Source organism: Colwellia sp. BRX10-9 (genome assembly GCF_014077405.1).
Lineage (GTDB): Bacteria > Pseudomonadota > Gammaproteobacteria > Enterobacterales > Alteromonadaceae > Colwellia_A.
In genome coordinates this window covers 1-25,216 of record NZ_JACGVV010000025.1, presented here as the reverse complement: position 1 = coordinate 25,216, position 25,216 = coordinate 1, and the positions used below count along the sequence as shown (strand labels likewise).

Here is a 25,216-nt window from a genome sequence, read left to right as displayed (position 1 = left end):
TATTTGCATTATTGACGCTTGAATTCCTTCACATAATGCAGTGTTTTTTTTGATAAGCGGGCAACTTTAGTCTCTCTAGTCGAAACTGAAGGATAAGTTACTATGGTGATGTCATACAATCGTTATTTACACTATTAGTGCTGTTATCGTCATCGTTAAACTTCAGGTGACCATTTTACTTCTCGCCTATAACTCTGCACTAGACTATCGCATCAGCTTTAAAATATTGATAAAATACGCCTAACTTAGGCGACTAATCCTCAACTTTAACTATTCAATAACGCCCTAGTGAAAGGAGTACATGTAAAGATGTTAGAAATAGCGGTTATATACTTAGTTGCAGCACTTGTTGCAGTGCCAGTGGCAAAGAGACTCGGCTTAGGTTCTGTTTTAGGTTATCTGTTAGCGGGAATTTTAATTAGCCCTAACTTACTCGGCTTGGTTGGCGATCAAACCAGTGTTATGCATTTTGCAGAGTTTGGTGTTGTGATGATGCTATTTTTAGTTGGCCTAGAATTACAACCGGCCAGACTATGGAAATTGCGTCACTCTATTCTAGGCCTAGGCGGTTTACAAGTTATAGCAACAACCACGCTTATTTTTGCACTTTGTTTTTATCTATTCAGTTTGCCTTGGCAAACATCGTTAGCAATAGGGTTGATGTTGGCATTGTCTTCAACGGCGATTGTTTTGCAGACATTGACAGAGAAGGGTTGGATCAAGCAAGACGCGGGGCAAAATGCTTTTTCGGTACTCCTGTTCCAAGATATTGCGGTAATCCCTATTCTTGCGATATTACCACTCCTTGCCTTTCAAGACTTAAGTGCAGCAAAGTCTTCTGGCCATAGTTTGATTGCTCACTTACCCGTTTACGGTCAAGTGGGGATTTCTCTTGCAGTTATTGCAGCCATTATTTTAGCGGGCAAATACATCTCATCGCCATTATTTCGTTACATTGCTGAAACAAGGTTACGTGAAATTTTTACCATTGCGGCATTACTATTAGTTATTGCCATTGCACTGATTATGGAAAAAATAGGTTTGTCTCCTGCGTTAGGTACATTCTTAGCGGGTGTTGTACTAGCTGAAAGCGAGTTTAGGCATGAATTAGAGGCTGATATTGAACCCTTTAAAGGATTATTGCTTGGTTTATTCTTTATAACCGTAGGTGCTTCGATAGACTTTCCTCTTCTTTTTGATAAAATTACCTTCGTTACGCTAACGGTATTAGCCCTTATAACGATTAAAGCACTGGTTCTTTTTGTGTTGGCACATTTTTTTAAGATGAAAGGCAGTCAAAAGATACTGTTCACTTTAGCTTTAGCACAAGGAGGTGAATTTGCTTTTGTTTTACTTTCATTAACAACTAATCTACTTATTACCACACCAGAACAGACTAAGTTAATTACACTTATCGTTGCTATATCAATGCTTTGTGCACCATTATTGTTGATTCTATATGAGAAGGCATTGGCGAGAAAAACTTCTGCCACACCTGAATTTGATGCGATAAAAGACCTCGAACCCACAAAAAATGTCATTGTTGCTGGTTATGGACGTTTTGGCCAAATTATAGGACGTTTGTTAACGGCTCAAGGCTATCATTTGTCGATTCTTGATCACAGTGCCAGCCAAATAGACTTACTCAGACGTTTTGGTAATAAAGTTTTTTATGGTGATGCCGCTCGACAAGATTTATTAGAAGCTGCAGGGGCCCAAGATGCAAAAATGCTGGTTATTGCTGTAGACGAGCCCGATAAAACATTAGATATTATTAAACTGGCTCATAAGCACTATCCGCATTTAAAAATTCTGGCACGCGCTGTTGACCGACGACACGCTTATCAAATTATGCAGCTTGGGGTAACAAGTCTTAAACGAGAAACTTTTGACTCTGCCGTTAATTTTGGTATTGAAGCATTGGTGTTACTTGGCAACGATCCGGTTGAATCCGCTAGAGCAGGAGAACTTTTTGCCGAACATGACACTGAGTCAATGACAATTTTGGCTGATAAATGGGGTGATGATAAAAGTTATGGGGTAGCGGTTAAACAACGTAGTGAAGATTTACAACAAGTATTACAAAACGATAAAATTGAGCAAAATAAACTAAAAACTCGTCAAAAAAACAACCAATAAAAGTGCTAATAACTCGATGTTATTAGCACGTTATTAACGTATTTAGCATTTATTTTTGGGGAATGGTCAGTAAGATAATTAACTTAGCTATTCCCCCAGCGCTACTTATGCATTTTTCTGCCATGCAAATGCTTTGAATGGTGCGTCTGTTGGCGTACTCGCAATGTGATTAGTATAGTTACTGATGACTTTTTGAGACAGGCCTAATATTATTTCTAATATTTGCTGTTCGCCATACCCAGCTTCTTTGAAACTGGCTAATTCTGTATCGCTAACGTGTCCGCGATTACGAACAATAATCAAGGTCATATCTTGAAGTGCTTGTAACTTCGCGTTTGGCATTGGTGATTGATTACGCAAAGCCTCAGTTATTGCAGCATCAACTTTCATTGAATGAGCAATAGCCGTGTGTGCTGGTACACAGTAATTACAGCCGTGCTCAACATTTATTGTTTGCCAAACAACAGTTAATTCTTCTGCATCAAATGAGGTATTTGTAAATAGCTCATGAAGTTTTTGATATGCTTCAAGAAGTTGTGGTGAGCTAGCGAGTACACCATGTAAATTTGGTAACATGCCAAAAGCTTTAACTGAGCCTTCTAAAAGTGTTTTACTTGCTTGTGGAGCAGATTCAATCGTATGTATTGTTAAAGTTGTCATTTTACTTTCCTTATCATTAATTTAATTTTATTGATCAGATTAAAAATTCACGGTGAATAAGTACTTCACGTCTATGGTGCTTATTTAAAAAATGTACCGATCGGTATATCTTGATTTCCGTATTGTACCGATCGGTACATTAAAGTCAATCGTAATTAATGAAATAAATTTTATCTATTTAAAGGTCTAGAGGTTTAGGTCATGTTAAAGAGTAAACAACGTGTTTATGTATGCTGATTAACGAAAGGGTAATTAAAAGTGAACTGAAAGTCTTATCGTGCCTTATTGGGGGAAGGTAAAACTTTAAATGCCAGACAAATAATGGTAAATAACGCATTATTGTTGGTTGTGTATAGCCTTGATATTTCGTTTTTAAAAAGAGTGATCTCTTTAGTTAACGCCGATACCTTTAAGCATACTATCTACAGTATATTCTAGTTGTGATTTAGGTACACCAGAACGAGCCATAGAGGCAGTGCCTTTTAAAAGCGTATATACGCTTAAACTGTTTGCGTCGGCATTTTTATTTAGCCCTAAAGCGATAGCCTCTAAGTCTTGATTAAAAAAATCGACATATAATTGTTTAGGAATCACTTCAGCATCTTTGAGTATCAATTTTGCTTGCTCAGGAATATCACCACTGACCAGTTCTGATTGACATAAAACTAAGTAGCATCCTTTTGCTTGCTCATCGCTGCACTGCATAGTTACAATTGACATCATATGATTTTTCAAACGATTTTTTAGGGAAATATCAGGTGCAAATAATAACGCCATATGAGGTTTCATTTTAGTATCAATATAGCACTGTGTGGCTTTAACAAATAAGGCTTCTTTGTTACCAAAAGCACTGTACATACTTGGCTTGTTAATCCCCATCTCTTTTGTTAAATCGGTGAGTGATGCGCCAACATAACCTTTTTGCCAAAAAACATTCATCGCAGCATTTAATGCGGTAGTCTCATCGAAGGATCTTCTTTTACCTTTTATCACAATATTAGCCTGTAAATTTAACTCAACTCATTGTACCTAACGGTACAGGCGCATTCAAGTAGCAAAAAATGGATAAGGTTATGGAAAGATTTACAGCAAAAGTGATTAATTCTACGATCGGGTATACTAATTTAAATGTAAAAAGGCTACCTAGGTAACCTTTTTAAAATATTACGCTAACTTTACTTAGTTATCTGAATACGCTCAATTAAGCTTTCATGTTTTGTATCTTTATTCATTGAAAAATCTAATTGAACTAACGCATTTTTTAACGTGTGGTCACTGACAGAGTATTTCCATTGCTTTAATGCCGTTAAGGCTGCTTGGTCAAATACACCGGCAGGCTTTGAATTTACGACCGCTACATTTTCAACCGCACCATTTGTCATTATATCAAACCTTAGTACTACTGAACCTTCTATATTGTCTTTTGCTGCTTGTTCAGGATAGCTAGGATTAACACGCTGAATAGGCTTAAGCTCAACTGACTTTGAGACTTTATCTCCAAGACTTTCCTGTTGGTTTCCTGCGTAACTTAATCCTGAGAGCAGAGTAACGGTGGTAAATATTACGGTAGCCAGTATTAATTTAGAGCTTTTTGGACGAGTTTTTAAATTGTTAATTCGTTCTAACATCATTTTTTTATCTCCATATTTCTTAAATGATAGTTGAGCAAATGCTAATGAAGGTGTCGACTGAGCCGCCACTAACAGCGCTTTACTATAGTTAATCCTGCTCTCTTTTGGTTTGCGCGCCAGAACGAGTTGATCACAGGAGAGTTCTTGATCTTGACGAAACCTAAAATAGCCGAGCCAAGCAAGAGGGTGAAACCAAAACAACGTTAAGCAAGTCAGCGCAATTAGGTTCCAATAAATGTCATTTCGATCAAAATGACAAATTTCATGTTCAAGAATTAGTTTTTGTTGCTCGGTACTGTAAAGCTCAAAAAAATCTTCTGGAATAATAAGTTTTTGCCGTACCAAACCCACCAACATCGGGCTATAAGTACCTGTACTTTGGTAGAGCAATATATTTGGGGGTAACACTAATGGCACCATAGACTTATTAATAGCGGTGAGCTGAAGGTGCTTGTTAAATATATGATAAGTTAACAAGCCATAAGTTATCATGGCAGCCACAATAATTAGCCAAATATAGAGAGCCCAAGACATAGAGAGGCTTTGTTTAAGTTCATCAGTTGGAGTTATCAAGTAACGTTTTATTTCAATTATTTTTGATAGGCTACTCTGCTGCCAAGGGAGTGGTAAACAATATATCACAAGCCCTAAGGGCACTATTAACCATAGTAAATAGGTATTACTAGCGCCTAAATAATGTATTAGCCATTTATGACCAACTAACAATATAGTTAGCAACAATGTTAAGGGCAGTAATAAAGTTAAAAGGTTATCAATCATTGTCTTGCTCCCATTTTGTAATGAGAAGCTTTAATTCATCAATATCTTCTTTCTTCAAATTGTTTTTTTTAGCAAAACCAGCAACTAATGGCGATACTCTTCCTCTGAATAACCGTTCGATAAAACTTTGGCTTTGAACTTCCGTATAAGCATCTCGTTCAAGTAACGGAAAATAAAGATAATGGCGTTCTTGCTTTTCAAAACCTATCGCTTCTTTTTTTACCAGACGATTTATCAGGGTTTTTACTGTTTTATCGTGCCAGGGCTTATGTTTATTAAGTTGTTCAATAATGCTATTTGCTGTAGCAGGGTGTTGAGCCCACAAAGCTTCTAAAACTTCAAATTCTGTATTAGTAATTTCAGACATATTTTAATATTACAGTTGTAATCGATGCGTTGATATTACACTTGTAATCACAGCTGTCAAGTATCGAGGTGTTAAAGGTATTTATATATTTACTGGTAACCTGGTCTACATGTTTTAGTAGAGAGTAAAATCCCCTTAGATATTTGCTGTATTTTACAGTCACTTTTTCTCGACTGAGATAGATAAATACCTAGAAGTTAAGCAAAGTTGGACGATATCAGCCATGGTAAGTCAATTTATAACACAGAATAAAAATAACTAAAGTGTTGTTATTTTTAGGCGCTTATTTAACTTAAAATACTGATTGGATATAAGGTTTGTATAAATAGAACATTGATACTTATTCTTTGTAGCTAGGGTTGGTTTAAAAAAAGGGTCATGCTAGGTCGTTATATTTATCTGTATAATTTGATAATACCAATGGGTTTTCAGTTGTAACTAGTTATCTAGTAAAAATATTATTACATAATAAAGCTTAGTGAATTTCCTAATGCCAACAATGTCAGAGTTGTTGACGTTAAAATAATAACGTCTAGTTTTCGCTTAGTAGACAAAATTATCATTAATTCTTATATTGCTAACGTCAACAATTTTCATTCTAGGCCAATTACTTTTACTGATATTAGAGGTTTTGAGTTATAGCGTAATTGTTACTGCCGATTTATAAAACCTTACGAGGGTTTTTTATCAATAGAAGTGGTTAACTCGCTGTCTTCAATATCATCTGATTCTTGCAATATTTCAAGCATATCCGATGCAACCTCGGGGAAAGAATCGACAAAGGTACCGGCAATTTCTACTGCATGTTCAGGAATACTTTCAACCATATGGTTAACATAGTTATTGGCAGCATTTTCAATGTTTTCTGAGGTCTGTGTTGAGCCAGCTTGTTCACTGTCGATTAAATTTTGGACATAGGCTTCAGCAACATCACTTGATGATTCAGGTAGCGAATCTGATACCGTAAAGGCAAGCTCTGCTGATTGATCAGGAGCAACATCTGTTAATCGATTATAAAGCTCAGTTGCTGTATTTTCTGAGACCGCGGCGATTCTATCTATCGGTCGCATTGCATCTAAAGAATCTGATAAATTTGTCATGTATTCTTTGGTCATCTCTAGAAGTTCACTGGGGTAGTCTTCTGCCATGTTTTCAGCGGCGAGTTCCATGACATTAATACCGTCGTCAGGCATTGTATTCGCAATAGCAACAATGATATTAGTGAATTGGTCAGGGTACTCAGAGGTTATCCAATCAACTAATTGATTGGCTTTCTCAGGGCAAGCATTTGTTAATGCTTGAGCAATATGAATACTCATTTGTGGTGCTGCCGAGGTTATTGCCGCATAAAGTTTACTAATATCTATCGCGTCTATGGTACTTAATGCTGCGGCTAAATTTGAGGCGTTTTTGGGGTCTCGAAGCACTAGCGCTTTAACCATGTTAACAGCCGCTGATGGGTTTTTACTTGCAAGGCTAATGGCAACTTCTACTTCTGGCGTTGTTTCAAATTGTGCCTCTGCATATTGTGTACGAGGATCGAGTTCCGATACTACACCGCTGGGTGTTTGCATAACAAAGCTTTCTTGTTCATCAAGCGGTAACGCTTTTCTTAGTTTCATTCGAATACTGATAAACAGTAACAGTGTTATCGCAACGATATTCATAAAACTAAATAAGGCACTGCTACCGAAAGTATCCATTACCATAGAAGCTAGGTAGGGGCCTAAAATGCTGCCCAATGCATAGATTAATAATAACGAACTCATTGCAGATAAAATTTGTTCTTTTAATACTTTATCAAAAGTCTCTGACATACTCATTGGATAAAGGCAGGCAACTAATCCCGTAATCAGCGCTACGGCTAACAAGGTGAGTTTGAACAAATCTGAGGAAATAAGAAAAGGCACTAATAAACATAATACAATGAGTGTTGCGACCATACAGAGCATAACTTTTCGACGGTCAAAGTGATCTGATAAGTAGGCGATAGGGAACTGTAAAATGATCGCCCCAGAAATGGCTGTGCCCATAAAGATGGATAAATCTAAGCCGGCAATACCGTTGTTACTGGCAAAAATAGGCAGCATATTAATCAAAGCCGCATAGAGGACTCCACAGTAAAAACAACTAACCACACCTAAAGGAGATAACTTAAAAACAGTCATTAAAGACATTGATTGACTGTCTTCAATTTGTGGACCTTGTTGCTTACTAATAACGATAGGTGTGATAGACAAGCTAAATAAAATACCGCAGATAACAAATAAAGTAATGTCATCAATAGGAGCGACATTTAATAAAAACTGACCAGAAAATAGTGCCGTCATTATCATCATCTGATTAATTGATAGTATGCGTCCTCTATTTTTTTCTGTGGCGCTGTGGCTTAACCAACTATCAAGTGTGGCATTGGTACAAACAATACAAAAGCCAGTGACAATTCTCATACACGCAAGCATTAATGGTTCTGGATACAGGCCTGAAAGTAAAATAGCGACGGAAGTTAAGCTACCACACATCGCGAATATTCTTATGTGCCCAACACGTTGTAATAACATACGGCTATAATATGCACCCAACAAAAACCCCACAGACAACATCGATAACACTAAACCAATATTGTTCATGCTCATTCCATCGCTCTGCATGCGCACAGGCAATAAAATATTACTGAGTCCATAACCTAGCATTAACAAGAAGCCACTTATTAATACTAAAATAAAGGGTCTGAGGGTCATTATCACAAGGAATACTCTTATCTATTAGCGGAACGCTTTAACGGTTTGAATGAGCGTCATATTATTTAAAATTAAATAATATGACGTTCAACTATAAATTATTGATGTTACTTCAAAGCAACTCACAGACACTTAGTATACCAAGCGCATATTAGGGTTTACAGTGGAATAAGAAAAACAGATGACTAAAGTTAGTCTGTTCGTTCAAAATTCAATCGTTACCTTTTAAATCCCACGGTTATCTCAATATTTAACAGCACTAATGACTTATACACTTCGTTGTAGTAAATGTATCTCAAGGTTAACCTATTAGCCGTATTAATCGATTATTGTTAATATACGCAGTGAATTTCTAACAGAGTGGACTATTTAAGCCAAAAAGTTGATTAACACTTGAAAGCTAGATAAATATCTCAATATGAATGTAACGAGTGGTAATATTTAAGGGGCTAATAACAGCGCCTTTGCTAATTTAATAAAGAAACCCATGAATAAAATACGTGCAAGAATTAATCTAAAAGTTGGATTACACAGTGATATCGACGCAGAAATCGCGACCTTTACAATGTTTGATGAAAACCATGAGCACATAGCGTTAATTTTTCAACAGGCCGATAAAAATCAGCAAGCACCACTAGTTCGTATGCATTCGGAATGTTTAACGGGCGATGTATTCCACTCTTCACGTTGTGATTGCGGTGAGCAGTTAGATGAAACTATCAACTTGATGAAAGAGCAGGGCGGAATTATTCTTTATCTTCGCCAAGAAGGTCGTGGCATTGGTTTATACAATAAATTAGATGCCTACGTATTACAAAGCCAAGGCATGGATACCTATCAAGCTAATAAGCACTTAGGTTTTGCAGAAGATGCCCGTAGTTTTGAAGATGCAGTGACTATGCTGCAAGCCTTAGCCGTTACAGATTTACGTTTGATCACTAATAATCCTAAAAAGATAAATGCCTTAAAAGATTATTTTAATATTGTCGAACAAGTGAATACGAGTTTGCATTTAAAAGATGATAATAACAATTATTTACGCACCAAAAAAAATCACGGTAAGCATGATTTAAAAATTGATTAAATAGTTAATCTTTAATTCCAAACCTATAAAAGTCCAACGGTACTTATGTACCAGTTGGATTTTTCTCTAAAGCATTGTATTAAATGCTTAAGCAGTCGATGGACTAAATCACTTTTAAGTAGTGCATTTAGCTAAATTCGTTATTCACTAACTAACTCAGTAGTATTAATTATTAATAAGGGAAAGTTTTTTAGATGTATAACCCGATAGGGAATTAAAAAGAAATAGTTAAATTTTAAGGTATTGCTACATTAAGTATTTACTGGCTATGCTAGCTTAACAATGCCCAGTGTCCTTAATATAATTCTTATTCAATAGCGGTTATATATGTTAGAATTCGACGATATTATTATTTAAAATTATTAGGCGTATTTCATGTCTGAACACACTATTATCGACATTTGTGTTGAACCTATAGAACTATGTAAATTACTCAAAATTGCCAATATGGTTGGTGGCGGCGGCGAAGCTAAAACCATGATCAGTGAAGGTAATGTTTTAGTAAATAATGAAGTTTCAGTTCAAAAGCGTAAAAAAATTCGCCGCGGTGATATTATCGAATATAACGGTAAAATTATTGAGGTCGCTTATAATCCGACTAAGAAATCAGCAGAGTTTATCAATTCTGTCGTTTCAGTAAGTCAGAATTCAAAAAAGAAAAAAAGAGCAAGAAGTAAAGCACCGGTTATTGCATCTGAATCTGTTACAAAACCATCGAGCGAGCGCCCAAAAAGAAAGTCTACAGCACTTTAATTTTTTTAAATTTCCTCCAAATTGAAAATAAATCGCAAATTTTTCATTGGGGGAAATCCATTTACAGTTACTTCAAGAAATGCCATTAATATTTTAGGGGATAAAACCTGGTAAAGCTACGGTTCATGTGTCCCAAACGTCAGCCCAGCTTACAATGAGCAATTAAAAAATCAGTTTTAATGACTTCTTGGTAAGTAAACCGGAAGTAAACTTGCTAATGTTCTTAAGGTCGGGTTCAAGCTGATTACTGCAATTTAACTTAAAAACTCACATCAATTTACAACTGAAATTTTGCCTAACATTTTTGCATGGCGTTAGGTCTACGGCGCTTTCGACCTATGCGAGATAGAGCTAAGAATGACTTCACCATAAAAATGCGATATAGCTAAAAATAATTGATTAGTTATCTGATTATAGTCATTAACGGTTATAAAAGGTGCCCTTGAGTTTAACAACTCCCTCCATGTTCTATATGAAAAGGAATTAATACAGAATCAGTCGCTCTATTGATAAAAAGTTCTGCAGCTTTGACACCCTTTTTTTCACTATTTTGATGCACTGTTGTTAAGGGCGGAGTAGAACGAAGAGCTTCATCGATACCGTCAAAACCAACCACTCTTATATCTTCAGGAATATTAAGTCCCATAGCGTTAATTTCTTTTATGGCAGCTAAAGCAATAAGATCACTCATACAAAGTAAAACATTTGGCCGAGGCGTTGATGTTAACGCTTCTCTAGCAGCAATTAAGGCAGAATGATGCTTACTTTCAGGTATGTTCCACACTCTATCAGCTCTGAGGTTAACATCTAACTCCTTGATTGCTCTTTGATAACCACTTAAGCGTTGATGAGCAATTGAACATTTAAAGTCTGAACTTGGTAAATCGTAAACACGACAAGTTACATTAGAATCGAGTAATCTCAAGCCAAGAATAGCGATGGCGTCATCTGTTGACTTTATTGCAAGTTTCGCTATTTCATAAGCGGCTTGTTCATTGTCAATACCTACAGATGCTTTACGATCTATATCAAAATCTGCGGTAACAACTTTTTTTGTTGTCGTTCTTAATTGGTCAATTAACTTTGTATTACGTGGACTACCGTAACAAATAAAGCCATCAACAAAATCAGATACCGCGTTGATATTCTCAGAAGTGCCAGAAAACAATAACAAATTGACTTTACTTTTTTCTAAAACCGATGAAACACCTTTTACAAAATTACTCGCCACCGGATCTGTTATCATGTATTCAACACTGTCAGGTAGCACTAAAGCAACGATATTAAAGCGACCATTTCTTAACGATTGAGCCGCTTTGTTAGGTCCTGAATAACCCATTTTTTCACATGACTCGAGAATATCATCTCTACGCTTTTTAGAGAGTTGATCGGGTCTGTTAAATGCATTAGAGACTGTTGCATTTGAAACACCGAGTTCTTTAGCAACACTTTTAAGCGTCCAAACTTTTTTATCTGTCATGATGACCTTTTTGATTACCTTAAAATTTCAGCAATTTACAATGTTCGCCATAGTATACTTAGTTCTATTATAAACTGAATATTAATTCATGAGCTTTCAGCTTAAATTAAGCAACATATTTAAACTAATAATGCGTGTGCTATTGTTTTCTATGATCTCAATTTGTGCGTGTCTGTCAGCTAAATCGACGATTAGCGTTGTACTGTCATCATCTTTTTGCCACTTCATTTCTAATGTTGAAACATTACTACTAACGGTAAATTCACCATTAAAAGCTTCAGTGTTATTACGTAATTTAATGAGACTAATTATTGCTTTGGTATAAGGCTTATTTAATGCTTGTTCAATGCGCTCATTATTTAGATAAGGGCGATTTATGTCTCGGCCAACATTTGTTTTAGATAATAATGTAATATCATTACCTTCAGCCAGTAAACCAGCGTAATACACCTGTGGTATGCCTGGTGAGAAGAATTGAATCGCTCTGGCAACTAAATAATCAAAATCATTTTGCCCAAGTGCATCATAGTATGTACAATTTACTTGATATATATCTACATTACTTGCCGCAGCTCCCGTTGCCTTTTTACTTTCGCCAGCACTATTAAAATGAATTGTTTCAACCAGGTTATCGATTTCAACATCATCCAATAAACCAGCCTTACCATTCATTGGGCCAACATCAATAATACCAATGCCATCATGAGTATCCAACACAGTAATACAATTTCTTGGTGATATGTCTAGCCACTTAGCTAATGCGGTGAAGTTCTGACTAAAAATACTGTGTAAAACCAGAGGAGGTAATGCAAAATCATAAACTCGGTCAACGCGTTTAGCTATTTCTATTTGAGTTTGATAATAGGAATGAATCTCTACAAGGGTTTCAATCCCCAGTTTATTAGCGATACTACTTAGCTCATCAATAAATTCAAAAGTTTCGTCAAGCATGAAACAGCTTGTTCCCGCTTTTTTCAGTGCGTAACCTGCGGCATCTAAACGGATCATTTTAATATTATTTTCAGAAAATGTTGTTAAAATACGTTTTAAATAGGCTTTCCCTATCTCAGATGTCACATCTATATCTATTTGATTGTCTGTAAAGGTAGTCCAAAAATCTGCGCTTTCATTATTAGGTAATGAAAAATGAGTAAAACAACTACCAGGCCTAGGACGATATATTTTGTCTTGTTGTGTAGTATTTAAACCGTTCGGGAACACTTTATCTTTGGTTAAAAATAGTTCCCAAAAAGGCGATTTTTGACCGTTTTTTAATACATCTTTAAATTCTTCAGATTGGGCTGACATATGATTTACGATAAGATCAGCCATCAACTCATGATTTTTACCCAGCTCTTTTATATCATCCCAATTGCCAAGTCTGCTATCGACTTGGGTATGATCTATAGGGTCGAAACCAGCATCACTACCGTCTATTGGATAATAAAAGGGTAACAAATGAACACCGGAAAACAAATCTGAAAGTTGCTCATTTAACAAGTTGGTTAATGACTGGGTATCTGCTCCAGTGAGTCTATCAATGTAGGTGATTAGCTGAACATTATTTTTCATAAGTTTACCATTTAATTTTAAGTTGCATCTTAATCGATTAAGCTCTATCTTTATATACAATATAGTATTAATCAAGAATAATTTAATTTTTCTTTAAGATGCTAAGACAAAATAACTAAATAGCGATAATTTTTTTTAGCTATCATTAACATAAAAAGTTTTATTAACTGGGGAAGAATAATGAACCAAACGAATAACTTAACACTAAGCCCACAACTATCTGAAGATGCGTCGGTAAATAGAATTAAACTTCTGACATATATGATGTTTTTTGTTTTTGCTATGACCTCGGATGCAGTAGGGGTTATCATTCCACAATTAATAGAAACCTATCAATTAAATCTAACACAAGCGAGTGCATTTCATTATGTGCCCATGATTTTCATTGCATTGAGTGGTTTGTTCTTAGGATACTTGGCCGATAAATGGGGGCGAAAAGCAACGATTGTTATTGGGTTGGCAATTTTCTCTATCGCATGCTTTTTATTTTCCTTAGGTAGTTCTTTCCTGTATTTTTTATCACTACTCGCTTTAATTGGCATCGCTATTGGTTTATTTAAAACAGGTGCGTTAGCGCTTATTGGTGACATCTCTTCGTCAAATAAAGATCATACGTCGACGATGAACAAGGTAGAAGGATTTTTTGGTATAGGTGCTATGGTGGGTCCCGCGATTGTAAGTTACTTACTTGTTGCTGGTATATCTTGGAAGTACTTATACATAAGTGCTGGTGTGTTATGCGCACTACTATGCTTGTCCGCAATGAAAACTAAATACCCGGTCAGCAAACCAAGTACGGAAGGGAAAATAAATTTAAAAAGCTCACTTAAAGTAATGAAAGACCCTTATGCGATGGGATTTTCATTGGCAATAGCGTTATATGTTGCCACAGAAGTTGCCATCTACGTTTGGATGCCAACACTCTTGGCTGATTATACAGGCTCTCTGGTTTGGCTGGCTACATACTCACTCACTATTTTCTTTGCTTTAAGAGCGGGAGGTCGATTTTTAGGAGTATGGATGCTAAAACATTTTAACTGGCAAACAGTGATGTGTTGGTTCTCGTTAGCCGTATTTTTGTGTTATTTAGGCACAGCAATAATGGGTGTTGAAGCAGCAGTTGTACTATTGCCACTTTCAGGTTTATTTATGTCGATGATATATCCGACCCTTAATTCTAAAGGGATCAGTTGTTTCCACCCATCAAAACATGGTGCTGTTGCTGGAGTTATTCTGTTTTTTACCGCTGTTTCTGCAGCAGTATCTCCACTTCTTATGGGCATTATCAGTGATCTGTTTGGTCATGTATCTTATGGTTTTTACTTAGCAACATTCTTTTCAGCTATTCTAGCGTTAGCTGCTATTTATAACCTGATAGCTGATCCCACTCAGCATAATCCTCAAAACTAAATCTTACTATTTATCAGTAGATTAATAAAAAAACAAAATTGAATATAAAAAATAACTTGCAAAATGACTGCTTCTTACACAATAATCATCTTAATCGATTAAGTCAGTCGTTTTAGCAGAAAGATTTTAAAATATAAAACATACTATAAAAAAACTTGGGGAAGTAAATGAAACATACAACATATAAAAAATTATTATTAAGTACATTAGCCATGGCTATATGCTCGAGCTTAAGTGCAGCGGAAACAACCAAAACGAAAGTAGAAAATAAAAAAGGCATCGATTTTGAGCGAATCGTAGTAACAGGTGCCACGGGTAAAGGCACAACAGTGATGGCATCAAGCGTTTCAGTAAGTACTATCTCTGGTGATCAAATAGAAGTAGCAGCACCAAGAAGTAGTGCAGAGGCATTTAGAAATATCCCCGGGGTTCGTGCTGAAGCATCAGGTGGCGACGGTAACGCTAACCTTGCGGTTCGTGGTCTTCCTGTAGCAGCAGGTGGCGCTAAATTCATGCAAATTCAAGAAGATGGTTTACCTATTCTACAATTTGGCGATATCGCTTTTGGTAACACAGATATTTTCTTACGCATAGACTCTACAATGGCTTCTATTGATGCTATTCGTGGTGGCTCTGCATCTACACTTGCTACAAATGCTCCTGGCGGCATAATCAATATCGTTAGCAAAAATGGTAAAACTGAAGGAGGTAGCGTAGCTACAACCATCGGTTTAGATTACGACTCTACTCGCACAGATTTTGAATTTGGTGGCGACATTAACGACTCTACCTATTTCCATCTTGGGGGTTTCTACCGTCAAGGTGAAGGTGTACGTGATACTGGTTATACGGGTAATAAAGGCGGCCAAATTAAAGCTAATATAACTAAAGAGTTCGATGCTGGTTACGTTAGACTTTATTTCAAACACTTAGATGATACAACAACCGCTTATTTACCTATGCCTGTTTATGCTGACGGTTCTTCAGTTGAAGGGTTTGATGCTTCAACTGGAACTCCACACACTCCATATCACACCTCTATGATCACCACGGATGGTGCTGGAAATGGACGCCTTGCTGATATGCGTAATGGCATGAGTCCGAAAGTTGATGCGCTTGGTTTTGAAGCTGTATTTGATTTAGGCAATGACTGGTCTGTTGAAAACAGAGTGAGAATTTCTCGCACTAAAGGTAGCTTTACTGGTCCATTCCCTGAAAGTATTCAAGGAAGTCAGGGCTTAGCTGACAGTATAGCGGGTGCTGGCGCAACATTAACTTACGCAAATGGTCCACAAGCAGGTAATGCTTATACTGCTGATAACCTTATGCGTATTCATTCGTTTGATGTCGAAATGACTAACCTTGATTTTATGGTTAACGATTTTAAATTAACAAAAACAATGAATGATACGAGTTTTACATTTGGTTTATATAACTCATCTCAAACCATTCAACAATCGTGGTTATGGAATTCTTACTTATATGAAGTTAAAGGCCAAGATGCTGCGCTTGTTGATGTAAATGCCGCTGACGGTACTGAATTTTCTGACAATGGTGTTATTGGATACGGTGTTCCAGCTTGGGGTAACTGTTGTACGCGTAATTACGATCTACAATATGAAGTTTCTGCTCCATACGCAGCGTTTAGCACAAGTTTTGATAACATCAATATAGATGGTAGTGTTCGCTTTGACAGTGGAACAGCAACGGGGACTTTCGCAGGCGCTGCTCAATCGACCGTTGACATGAACGGTGACGGCAGTATTCATCAAATTGAAACGAGTGTTTCAAATGTAAACAACGCCGATGCTAACAATGTAAATTATGATTGGAGCTACGTGTCTTACTCTTTAGGCGCTAATATTCAAATTAATGACGACTTAGCTGCATTTGGTCGTATCAGCAAGGGAGCTACCGCTAACGCAGACCGCTTGGCTTTTGGTAAAATAGATGCTGCTGGTGTTGCAAAAGATGAAGATATTTATGATGAAGTAGATCAATTGGAATTGGGTGTTAAATTCCGTCAAGATAACTTGTCTGTCTTTGCGACAGCGTTCTTTGCACAAACGCAAGAGCAAAATTTTGAAGCAACTAGTCAACGATTTTTTGACCGTGAATATGAATCAAAAGGTATCGAAATTGAATCAACTTACTATGTTGGTAATTTTGATGTACGTGCTAACTTAACGTGGACTGATTCTGAAATAACTAAAGATTTTGTTAACCCAAGCGTTGTTGGTAATACGCCAAGAAGACAAGCCGATGTTGTTTACTCTATAACAGGTCGTTATAACTTCAATGAAGGTTCTGCGGGTGTTAACGTTATTGGCACTTCAGATTCATTTGCTCAAGATAACTTTGACCAAACTGATCCTAACGCACTTATTTTAGACGGTTATGTTCAAGTAAATGCCTTTGCTCAATACCGTCTTTCTGACGCATTTAGTGTTTCCTTAAATATTAACAACGTTTTTGAAACTGTGGGGATCACCGAAGCAGAAGATGCTACAGCTGCTTCTGCCAAAACTATTATCCGTGCAAGATCAATACAAGGTCGTTCAACGACTCTTACGTTTAAATACGAATTTTAATCCTAAATTATAATATTAGAAGTATTAACTAGCCCATTTAATATGGGCTTTTTTTCAAGGTGAATCTATGTTTTCTTTAATCAGTTATGGCGAAGTGTTGGTCGATTTTCTGCCAACGTCAGTCAATGACCCCAGTTACATTCCGTTAGCTGGAGGTGCGCCTGCTAATGTCGCAGTAGCTTATGCTAAGTTAGGTGGAGCAGGATACTTTGCTGGAGGTGTTAGTGAAGACAACTTTGGTAACATGCTCATGCAAGCATTAGAAAATGAAGGCGTTAATACCGATTTCGTTAAAAGAATAGCAGGCGCAAATACCGCTTTAGTATTAGTTAGCTTAGACTCTTGTGGTGAGAGAACATTTAATTTCTATCGTCATAATACTGCCGACATGCAATATGGCATCTCTCAAGTTGATAAAATTAACTGGCAAAACATGGGTTTTTTTCACTTTTGTTCAAACACCTTAACTAGCCAGCCAATGTATAGCGATACGCTTTATGCGATAAGAAATGCGAAAAGAAATAACGTATTAATTAGCTTTGATGTAAATTTACGCCAACAACTTTGGCAAGATTTATCCCTATTGATGTCACGCGTTGAAGCTTGTATCGAAGAAAGTGACATAGTCAAATTGAGTAAAGACGAAGCCGAATACTTAGCAAAAATAAAGCAGGTTGATGTCGATGTTTATGTACAATATTTACTATTACTTGGCGCTAAACTGATTGTCATCACCGATGGTGCAAACCCTGTTCAAGTAACTTGTGCTAGTTTTTCAATAATGCTTAAAGTACCTAAAGTATCTCCCGTTGATACTACTGGAGCCGGAGATAGCTTTATTTCAGGTTTTCTATTTTCACTCGCTAAATCTGTGGACGATGATGAAAGTATCGATACATTATTTGAAATCATTGAGCTACGTGAACACGTTTCTGCTGCGGTATTATTTGGCGCTAACTGTGGCGCTTTTACCTGTCAGAAAAAAGGGGCCTTCACGGCATTACCCCACTTAACTGATATCTAATACTCGACATAACTTACTTACCTAGGATCGACATGCAATCTAGAGAAAATCTTAATAGTTGGCAGCAATTAACCCAACATGCACAGCTAATGAAAAATCAACATATGAAGGACTTATTTGCAAAAGATAGTCAGCGATTTCGTAAGTTTTCAATAAAACTGCCTTCTATACTATTAGATTATTCTAAAAATGCGATCACAGAAGAAACTATTACGCTTTTAACCGATCTAGCTAAAGAGTGTGAAGTTGAAAAATGGCGTGAAAAAATGTTTAGTGGTGAACGTATTAACAAAACTGAAGATCGTGCTGTTTTGCATACAGCATTAAGGGATCGTTCTAAAAAACCACTTTGGGTAGATGGTAAAAATATTTCAGAAGATATTGAAAAAACACTAAAACAAGTTAAAAAGTTTAGTGATGATATTCGTCAAGGTATCTGGCGAGGATATTCGGGTGAGCGTATCACCGATATAGTAAATATTGGCGTTGGTGGTTCTAATTTGGGACCTCAAATGGTGACCGAGGCATTAAAAAGGTTTAGTGATAACTGCGTTAACGTCCATTATGTGTCGAATGTTGATGGCACCCAAATAGCCGAAGTCCTTCGACCATTAAACCCAGAAAAAGTGCTATTTATTGTATCCAGTAAAACATTTACCACGACAGAAACCATGTTAAACGCTAAAACAGCGATTAAATGGTTAACTGCGTCATCATTTGATCAATCAGCTATCGCAAAACACTTTATTGGCGTTACTGCTAATAAAGTAAACGCCATGAAGTATGGTATAGCAGAAGCAAACATCTTTGATATGTGGGATTGGGTTGGTGGACGATTTTCGTTATGGTCTGCTATCGGGCTTCCTATCGCTATTAATCTTGGTTTTGATTGTTTTAGGGAGTTACTTGATGGTGCTTATGAAATGGATTGCCACTTTTGTGATACACCAATAGAACATAATATTCCGGTGATATTAGCATTATTAAGTATATGGAATTGCACTTTTTTAGGTGCTCAATCTCAAGCCATTTTACCTTATGATCAATCCTTACATATGTTGTCGGCTTATCTGCAACAAGCAGAGATGGAAAGTAATGGTAAATCGGTGAACTGGGATGGTGAAACTATCAATTATCCAACCGTTCCATCAATTTGGGGGGAGTTGGGTATTAATGGTCAACATGCTTTTTATCAATATTTACATCAAAGTAATAACATTGTTCCCGCCGACTTTATTGGCTCGGTTGAAAGTGTTACTCCTATAGAAGGCCATCATGAAGCCCTCATGTCTAATTTTTTCGCGCAAACTCAAGCTTTAATGCAAGGTGTTAATGAACAACAAGTTAGGGACGATTTAACAGCAAAGGGACGAACACCTAGCTACATAGATAAAGTCGCTCCCCATAAAGTACATAAAGGTAACCGGCCAACCAATACTTTATTAATGAATAAGATTTCGCCATTTACGCTCGGTACTTTAATTGCAATTTACGAACATAAAATATTTGTTCAAGGCATTATTTTGCAAATATGCTCTTTTGACCAATGGGGAGTTGAACTGGGTAAAGGTTTAGCCAGTAGAATAGAAAGCGAGCTTCACAATAACTCGATCGATCTCGCTCACGATAGCTCTACCTGGAATCTTATGATGCATTATGAAGAGGTAAAAAATCGCACCAAATAGAAAAACATCTAGTATTACCAAAAACATATTTTACTTTAGATACAGAAGGTTATGAATAAATATCTTAACAACTCGATAAATATAGAAAGTAGTGCACAAATTATTTTAAACCGTGTCCAGGAACAATAAACGTTGAGTTAAGCGAATCGCTAAAAGACCTGAAACAAGCAGGTGCAACAGTATTATTGACACTGATGTTTGATGAAAAGATGACAGAAAATCACATAGAGTTAGTTCCTCAATTGTGCAAAAAACAAGAAATTACTGGGTTACAGTTACCTATAGTCGATGATGATGTGCCAAATAAAGCATTTGAAAATAAATGGAAGTAATATCAATCACTCATATTAGCTACCATTATCAATGGAGGCTGTGTAACAATTCACTGCAAAGGTGGTAAAGGGAGAAACGGATTAGTCGCGGCAATGATTTTAACTTGCTACGACTGGCCAATTTAAAAGGTTCGGCTTGAAACCTTAAAAGTCAAAGAACAATTAGCTTTCCAAAAAAAAGGGAGGTGGAGTTATTTCCAAAGGAGTATAATCAATAATCAATAGGTTAAACTACGCTCAAGTCGGCACACAGGACCTATCTCGGTTTGTGCCCTAAACCGCTTTAGAACGATTAAATTTTTAGTAGACAAAATCATGTAAATTGACTGTCTGCTTTAGTAATTTTAATCAATATTAAATATTTTTTTTCTAATTCACGTTGAGAAATCATAACAACTTTATTAACTTTGAAAGGGCTAATTTATCGGAAGAATTGTCGCTTTAATTTAAAGCATCAATCACTGCAAGTCGCATTACTAACAATAGTAATTCGTTAATCCTAGCGTCGGCCTCAAAATCATAGCTGCTAGTCAAGAATCATTCTGTAACGCTAATTTTTTCCACAAAATCAGACTTAAATTATCACTAAAATCAATTCGAATTTAGATTAACTTTAGATACTAAAATGGACATTCAAAATCTTTGATTTTAGAGTTTTCTTTGTGATTTTCGACAATAAAGTTTACACCAATAACAGAAGTTATTTAACAAAACGGACATTGTGATATTTTAAGCTGATTTACACTTTTGGTTACCCCAAGATATTGTTGAAAACCATTTAGAAACTTTAAAGTTTTGTTTGATTATATCTTCAAGATATTGTGATATTGAGTGCTATGAGCAGTTAAACAATACAATAGTTAGCTAAACAATAAAGGAGACAATTAACCGATTTAGATTACTATTCTTACATTGAGCGCATAAGTCATTTAATGTTAATCTAAGTTTCAAGCTTATCAATAAGTAGTGTTTAATGTTTGCACGTTTTATTCGCCCCAATAATCTATCAAAAAAAATGATGCGGGTTATCTTTACTATTTATTTGAGCGTAACTTGTCTTATCACAAGTATGCAGTTCTTGGCCGAATATTTGAAAACGAAGGATTCAATATTAACTGAATTGAAACAGTTGGAAGAAACAGTCCACAAACCTATCTCAACAAGTTTGTGGCAATACAATCATAATCAATTAGATGCTCTCATCGCAGGACTTGTCAAAATGCCAATTATCGAGGGTGTTGATATTCTTGATAAGAATGCCAAAAGTATTATCTCTAAAAGAGCTTACGCTTTGACATCGCCCCCCTTATCCATTTTTGATACCACATCAGACTTAAATTGGACGCTTAATGAACAAAATATAATGCTTGGAACGGTTATCCTTTATTCATCGTCAGAAGTTATTTTAGATCGTGTTTTGTTCGGCTTTTCCTTAATTGCAATTACGGAAATCATCAAGTTATCTATTTTGTTTTGGCTGTTTATCTGGGCGTTCGATCGCTACTTAGCAAGTCCCTTGAAACAATTAATGTCGCAAGTGAATGAGGTTCAATTGAGCCAAAACATAAATAAACGTATTAACCTGTCGAACATTGAAAATAACGAACTCAGTCAACTTCAAGAACATATAAACAATATGCTCTCTGCCATAGAGAAAGATCGAAAACTATTATTAGAAGACGAACAAGCCAAGCGAAATTGGTTAGAAAAAGCTGTTACAAAGCGAACAGAAGCCCTACAAATATTGAATGAAAAACTCAAAGTTCTAGCCACCAGGGATTCTTTGACTGACACATTAAATAGGGGGAGTTTCTTTGAAGCTGCGCAACATTTGCTCGATCTTTCTCATCGCCAAAAGTCGCCTGCATCTTTTTTATTTATGGATTTAGATCACTTTAAAATAGTCAATGATACTTATGGGCATTACATTGGTGACAAAGTACTCATTCATTTCACTACTACACTTCAAAAGTTTTTAAGAAAGTCTGACCTTATTGGGAGAGTTGGCGGAGAAGAATTTGCCATATTTCTCTCTGATACCGGAATTGATGACGCCTTTCTCATTGCTGATAAAATAAGGAAGGAAATTGGCAGTTCTATTTTAGACATAGAGGGTAAAAAAATCACTTATACTGTGAGTCTTGGCATTGTGTCAACAGAGCCAAAAGACCATTTAATTCAAGATTTATTTAAACGCGCTGATTTAAAACTTTATGGCGCAAAAGATAAAGGCCGCGACCGTGTTGAAAAATGAAAAAATTCACAAGCTATTGTTACTTGTAACCTTATTCATAGGAAACAGTATAGTTAATATGAGTCATGCTGCGACATTAAAAGTTTGCTATGACCAATGGCCTCCGATGACAATATTTCCATCAGAAGCATCTTCTGCGCGTGGCTTTGTTATAGATATATTGCACGAAATATACACATCAAAAGGTTATAAAATTGAATATTATGAAGTCCCTTTGGCAAGAGGGCTAGATATGGTAGCAAATGGTGATTGCGATATGTTACCAGAATACCTATTTTCAAAAAATTCAGAAAAAGATTTTGAATATGCTACTCAAGCAACTTTTTCATACACAGCAGCCTTTATCGTTAGGCACGACGATCCTTGGATCTATAATGGTGTAAAATCTATCAAAGGAAAACGTATCGCAACGGGGCCAGGCTGGGACTACAGTTCATTGAGTGTCGACTATCAAAATTACATCACTAATCTGAATAATGCGAGTTTTGTTGAAGTACTCTCTGGTAATGATGATGTAGTTGAACGAATTTTACACATGATCAAAGAAAGTAGAGTCGACTTATATGCTGATAATATACTTGTTCTTCAGTACGTTATGAATAGACTAAATTTGAATGATGAGCTTAAGATTGTTCAGCCCGGCTTAGAAAAAAAAATGGTTGAAATGCCTATTTTCTCAAAAAAAATTCCAACAACAAAAAGACAAGAACTTATAAAAATTTGGAATGAAGGGCGCTTATCAATAAAAGGTAAAAAAGAAGAAATGTTTATCAATAAATATAACGTAACATTTTAATAAATCGACAGTCCGTTGAACGCTTACCTTCCAAAGTTACTAAGACACCCATGATAACTTTTATTTTTGATTTTTTAGATGAGTTAGGCAGTATCATCCCATATATATCGAGAGCGATAGTAGGTAGTTATGTTTATTATTAGATATGTACTCGTGATGCTGTATTGTATTTGCGTTTATAACTTTTCAAGAAGCAATAGAAGTTTTAATAATTGGTTATTCGATTATATTTCCCCTAGGCAACAAGCTAGCATGCTTAAAAATTGTGGAATACAATGGTTGTTACTGGATTTTGAAGGTTCCAAAAATACAGAATCTTTAAAAACTTGTTTTGAAGAGTTTAGCGAAGAAATTTTTAATAGCCCTAGACTTTCAAAAATAACCCTACGCATACGCAACAGTATGAAAGAATAAAAAGGATTAGAATAGTTTAAAATCACAACGGTGAACGACCCCTTGTGGCCCCCCTAGAGTTGACCTAAAAACTGGAAAAGATTAGGGTCTTCATAAAGAGAACAACGTACTGATTAAAAAAAAGTAGATGGTTCTAACCCCAAGTTATGAAAATGAATATTGTTATTGTTTTATTCTTTTTGGTTGGGTGTTCGAAGGTCGAATTCAGCAAAGAAGGTTGTACGCCATTTCTTAGGTATGAATTACCTAATGACACATCATTCGTTATTTCAGAAAAATTATCAAGACACCCATGATAATTCTTTATTACCTCATATCCACATTTATGATTCAATTGAATCAAACAGCTATAAAAGATAGGATAATAGAATTAACTTCAAGTAAATATAAGTTATTTTATTTTTATTTAAATAAGTAGGCTGAAAATTATAAAGCCTCGTTACGATTAAAAACTTGTTAGAAGCTATCTTTTTTCGTGCCTCTACTGAAAGGTCTCTTATACACAACTTTCAGGCTGTCATTAATAGTACTTCTTTAATTTTTTGGAATTAATCTATATGAAAAATCAATCTGGTTTCACTCTGATTGAACTTGTAGTGGTTATTGTTATCTTAGGGATTTTGTCAGCGGTAGCTGTTCCTAAATTTATAAGCATACGAAGTGATGCTCAACAATCCGCAATGGATGAATTAAAGGGCGCCTTAGAGTCAGCTAGCACGCTAGTTAACGCTAAGGCCATAGTTGAAGGACTTGGTAATTTGCAAGATGCAGAACTATCATCAGGAATAAAGATTCATTGGGGGTATCCTTCCAATACACAGACAAACATAAGATTAGTTCTAGATTTCACTGAAGGCGCTGATTGGGAGTTAACTGGTTCATCACCAATTATTTTTACATTTTTGAGTGATACAGAAGGTATGCTGGCTGATGCTATAAAAGCAGATGATACACTTTGTAAGCTGACCTATAAGCAAGCTAATAAAGGTCAACGACCAGTAATTTCCATTTCAGGTTGCGCCGACTAATTCCCGAAAGCATGTGCAACAGTGAGAATTACTACGCCAGCCATGATAATGCTACACAATAATAATGCTCTGAAACACGGCTATCCATTGGTCAAAAACAATGCATATACTTTATCTTGTAAGCCTTTGCATATCGATTTTTATATGTTTTGATTAAATGAATGAATTTCAGGCAAGTTTACTTCTCCCCCAAGGTAGCCGTGTTTTTTTGTGGTCTTAGTGCGGTCTTTGAATATAGTTAAGTTTACGCGCTATTCAAACAAGCTTGAGCATTTGCTTTACCGTGTGCTCGCTTTAACCCCACGTGCTCAGTAAATTCACACAAATGCTCTGCGGTGCCGACTGCGCCAGTGAATATACCTTCAAAGTTTGTGGTGAGTTTGAGCCAACTTTCATCGCTGATGTGAAGTCTTGACAGTATATTTGCGGTTTTGTTATCGATAGCGCCTCGTTTGTCTGCTCTTATTACGCGACC

General features: G+C 36.1%; 18 protein-coding genes and 1 pseudogene. 11 read left to right on the top strand and 8 right to left on the bottom strand.

Annotated elements, in window-relative coordinates; genetic code table 11:
- The first annotated feature begins 309 nt into the window (after positions 1 to 309).
- Positions 310 to 2,139 (top strand): monovalent cation:proton antiporter-2 (CPA2) family protein, encoded by a 1,830-nt coding sequence (locus tag H4J69_RS14035; RefSeq protein WP_182244876.1) that lies wholly within the window; start codon positions 310 to 312, stop codon positions 2,137 to 2,139.
- Positions 2,140 to 2,244: 105 nt separating this feature from the next.
- Here the strand turns inward: H4J69_RS14035 and H4J69_RS14030 are convergent, their stop codons facing one another.
- The 5 genes from H4J69_RS14030 to H4J69_RS14010 all read right to left on the bottom strand — a co-directional run bounded on the left by H4J69_RS14030 (position 2,245) and on the right by H4J69_RS14010 (position 8,318).
- On the bottom strand, positions 2,245 to 2,799 hold the full coding sequence (locus H4J69_RS14030) for a carboxymuconolactone decarboxylase family protein (protein WP_182244877.1): 555 nt from the start codon (positions 2,797 to 2,799) through the stop codon (positions 2,245 to 2,247).
- A gap of 390 nt (positions 2,800 to 3,189) precedes the next feature.
- Positions 3,190 to 3,792 carry a TetR/AcrR family transcriptional regulator gene (locus H4J69_RS14025; protein ID WP_182244878.1) on the bottom strand — a complete coding sequence of 201 codons (603 nt, stop codon included), beginning with the start codon at positions 3,790 to 3,792 and terminating at the stop codon, positions 3,190 to 3,192.
- A 182-nt stretch (positions 3,793 to 3,974) separates the two neighbouring features.
- Positions 3,975 to 5,210 (bottom strand): M56 family metallopeptidase, encoded by a 1,236-nt coding sequence (locus tag H4J69_RS14020; protein WP_182244879.1) that lies wholly within the window; start codon positions 5,208 to 5,210, stop codon positions 3,975 to 3,977.
- Entirely contained in the window at positions 5,203 to 5,577 is a 375-nt protein-coding gene (locus H4J69_RS14015; RefSeq protein ID WP_182175629.1) for a BlaI/MecI/CopY family transcriptional regulator, read from the bottom strand. The genes H4J69_RS14020 and H4J69_RS14015 overlap by 8 nt, the downstream gene beginning before the upstream one ends.
- 671 nt (positions 5,578 to 6,248) lie before the next feature.
- Positions 6,249 to 8,318 (bottom strand): MFS transporter, encoded by a 2,070-nt coding sequence (locus H4J69_RS14010; protein ID WP_220467899.1) that lies wholly within the window; start codon positions 8,316 to 8,318, stop codon positions 6,249 to 6,251.
- Between the two features lie 487 nt (positions 8,319 to 8,805).
- Here H4J69_RS14010 and ribA point away from each other — a divergent pair, with 487 nt between their 5' ends.
- The gene (ribA, locus tag H4J69_RS14005) at positions 8,806 to 9,402 is read left to right on the top strand and encodes a GTP cyclohydrolase II RibA (protein WP_182216265.1); all 597 of its coding nucleotides are present in this window, start codon (positions 8,806 to 8,808) and stop codon (positions 9,400 to 9,402) included.
- A gap of 375 nt (positions 9,403 to 9,777) precedes the next feature.
- Entirely contained in the window at positions 9,778 to 10,155 is a 378-nt protein-coding gene (locus tag H4J69_RS14000; protein ID WP_070373769.1) for an RNA-binding S4 domain-containing protein, read from the top strand.
- Positions 10,156 to 10,603: 448 nt separating this feature from the next.
- On the opposite strand, the gene H4J69_RS13995 is transcribed toward H4J69_RS14000, so the two are convergent.
- On the bottom strand, positions 10,604 to 11,635 hold the full coding sequence (locus tag H4J69_RS13995; protein ID WP_070373768.1) for a LacI family DNA-binding transcriptional regulator: 1,032 nt from the start codon (positions 11,633 to 11,635) through the stop codon (positions 10,604 to 10,606).
- A gap of 96 nt (positions 11,636 to 11,731) precedes the next feature.
- Positions 11,732 to 13,207, bottom strand: a complete 1,476-nt coding sequence (gene gtfA, locus H4J69_RS13990; protein WP_182244881.1) for a sucrose phosphorylase — start codon at positions 13,205 to 13,207, stop codon at positions 11,732 to 11,734.
- A gap of 180 nt (positions 13,208 to 13,387) precedes the next feature.
- On the opposite strand from gtfA, the gene H4J69_RS13985 reads away from it, so the two are divergent.
- From H4J69_RS13985 to H4J69_RS13955, 8 genes are all read left to right on the top strand, one after another.
- Positions 13,388 to 14,617: a sugar MFS transporter gene (locus H4J69_RS13985; RefSeq protein ID WP_182222602.1), complete on the top strand. Its 1,230-nt coding sequence runs from the start codon at positions 13,388 to 13,390 to the stop codon at positions 14,615 to 14,617.
- A 167-nt stretch (positions 14,618 to 14,784) separates the two neighbouring features.
- On the top strand, positions 14,785 to 17,208 hold the full coding sequence (locus H4J69_RS13980) for a TonB-dependent receptor domain-containing protein (protein WP_182244882.1): 2,424 nt from the start codon (positions 14,785 to 14,787) through the stop codon (positions 17,206 to 17,208).
- Between the two features lie 67 nt (positions 17,209 to 17,275).
- Complete coding sequence (locus H4J69_RS13975) at positions 17,276 to 18,232, top strand: carbohydrate kinase (RefSeq protein ID WP_182244883.1); 957 nt, start codon at positions 17,276 to 17,278, stop codon at positions 18,230 to 18,232.
- Between the two features lie 32 nt (positions 18,233 to 18,264).
- Complete coding sequence (gene pgi / locus H4J69_RS13970; RefSeq protein ID WP_182216274.1) at positions 18,265 to 19,917, top strand: glucose-6-phosphate isomerase; 1,653 nt, start codon at positions 18,265 to 18,267, stop codon at positions 19,915 to 19,917.
- 344 nt (positions 19,918 to 20,261) lie between these two features.
- Positions 20,262 to 20,375: a tyrosine-protein phosphatase gene (locus H4J69_RS20500; protein WP_404842412.1), complete on the top strand. Its 114-nt coding sequence runs from the start codon at positions 20,262 to 20,264 to the stop codon at positions 20,373 to 20,375.
- An 847-nt stretch (positions 20,376 to 21,222) separates the two neighbouring features.
- Positions 21,223 to 22,503 carry a GGDEF domain-containing protein gene (locus H4J69_RS13965; protein ID WP_182222607.1) on the top strand — a complete coding sequence of 427 codons (1,281 nt, stop codon included), beginning with the start codon at positions 21,223 to 21,225 and terminating at the stop codon, positions 22,501 to 22,503.
- Positions 22,504 to 22,561: 58 nt separating this feature from the next.
- On the top strand, positions 22,562 to 23,299 hold the full coding sequence (locus H4J69_RS13960; RefSeq protein ID WP_259367758.1) for an ABC transporter substrate-binding protein: 738 nt from the start codon (positions 22,562 to 22,564) through the stop codon (positions 23,297 to 23,299).
- Between the two features lie 971 nt (positions 23,300 to 24,270).
- Positions 24,271 to 24,741: a type II secretion system protein gene (locus H4J69_RS13955; protein ID WP_182222609.1), complete on the top strand. Its 471-nt coding sequence runs from the start codon at positions 24,271 to 24,273 to the stop codon at positions 24,739 to 24,741.
- A gap of 244 nt (positions 24,742 to 24,985) precedes the next feature.
- On the opposite strand, the pseudogene H4J69_RS13950 reads toward H4J69_RS13955, so the two are convergent.
- Positions 24,986 to 25,216, bottom strand: a pseudogene (locus tag H4J69_RS13950) (transposase); the annotation flags it as partial.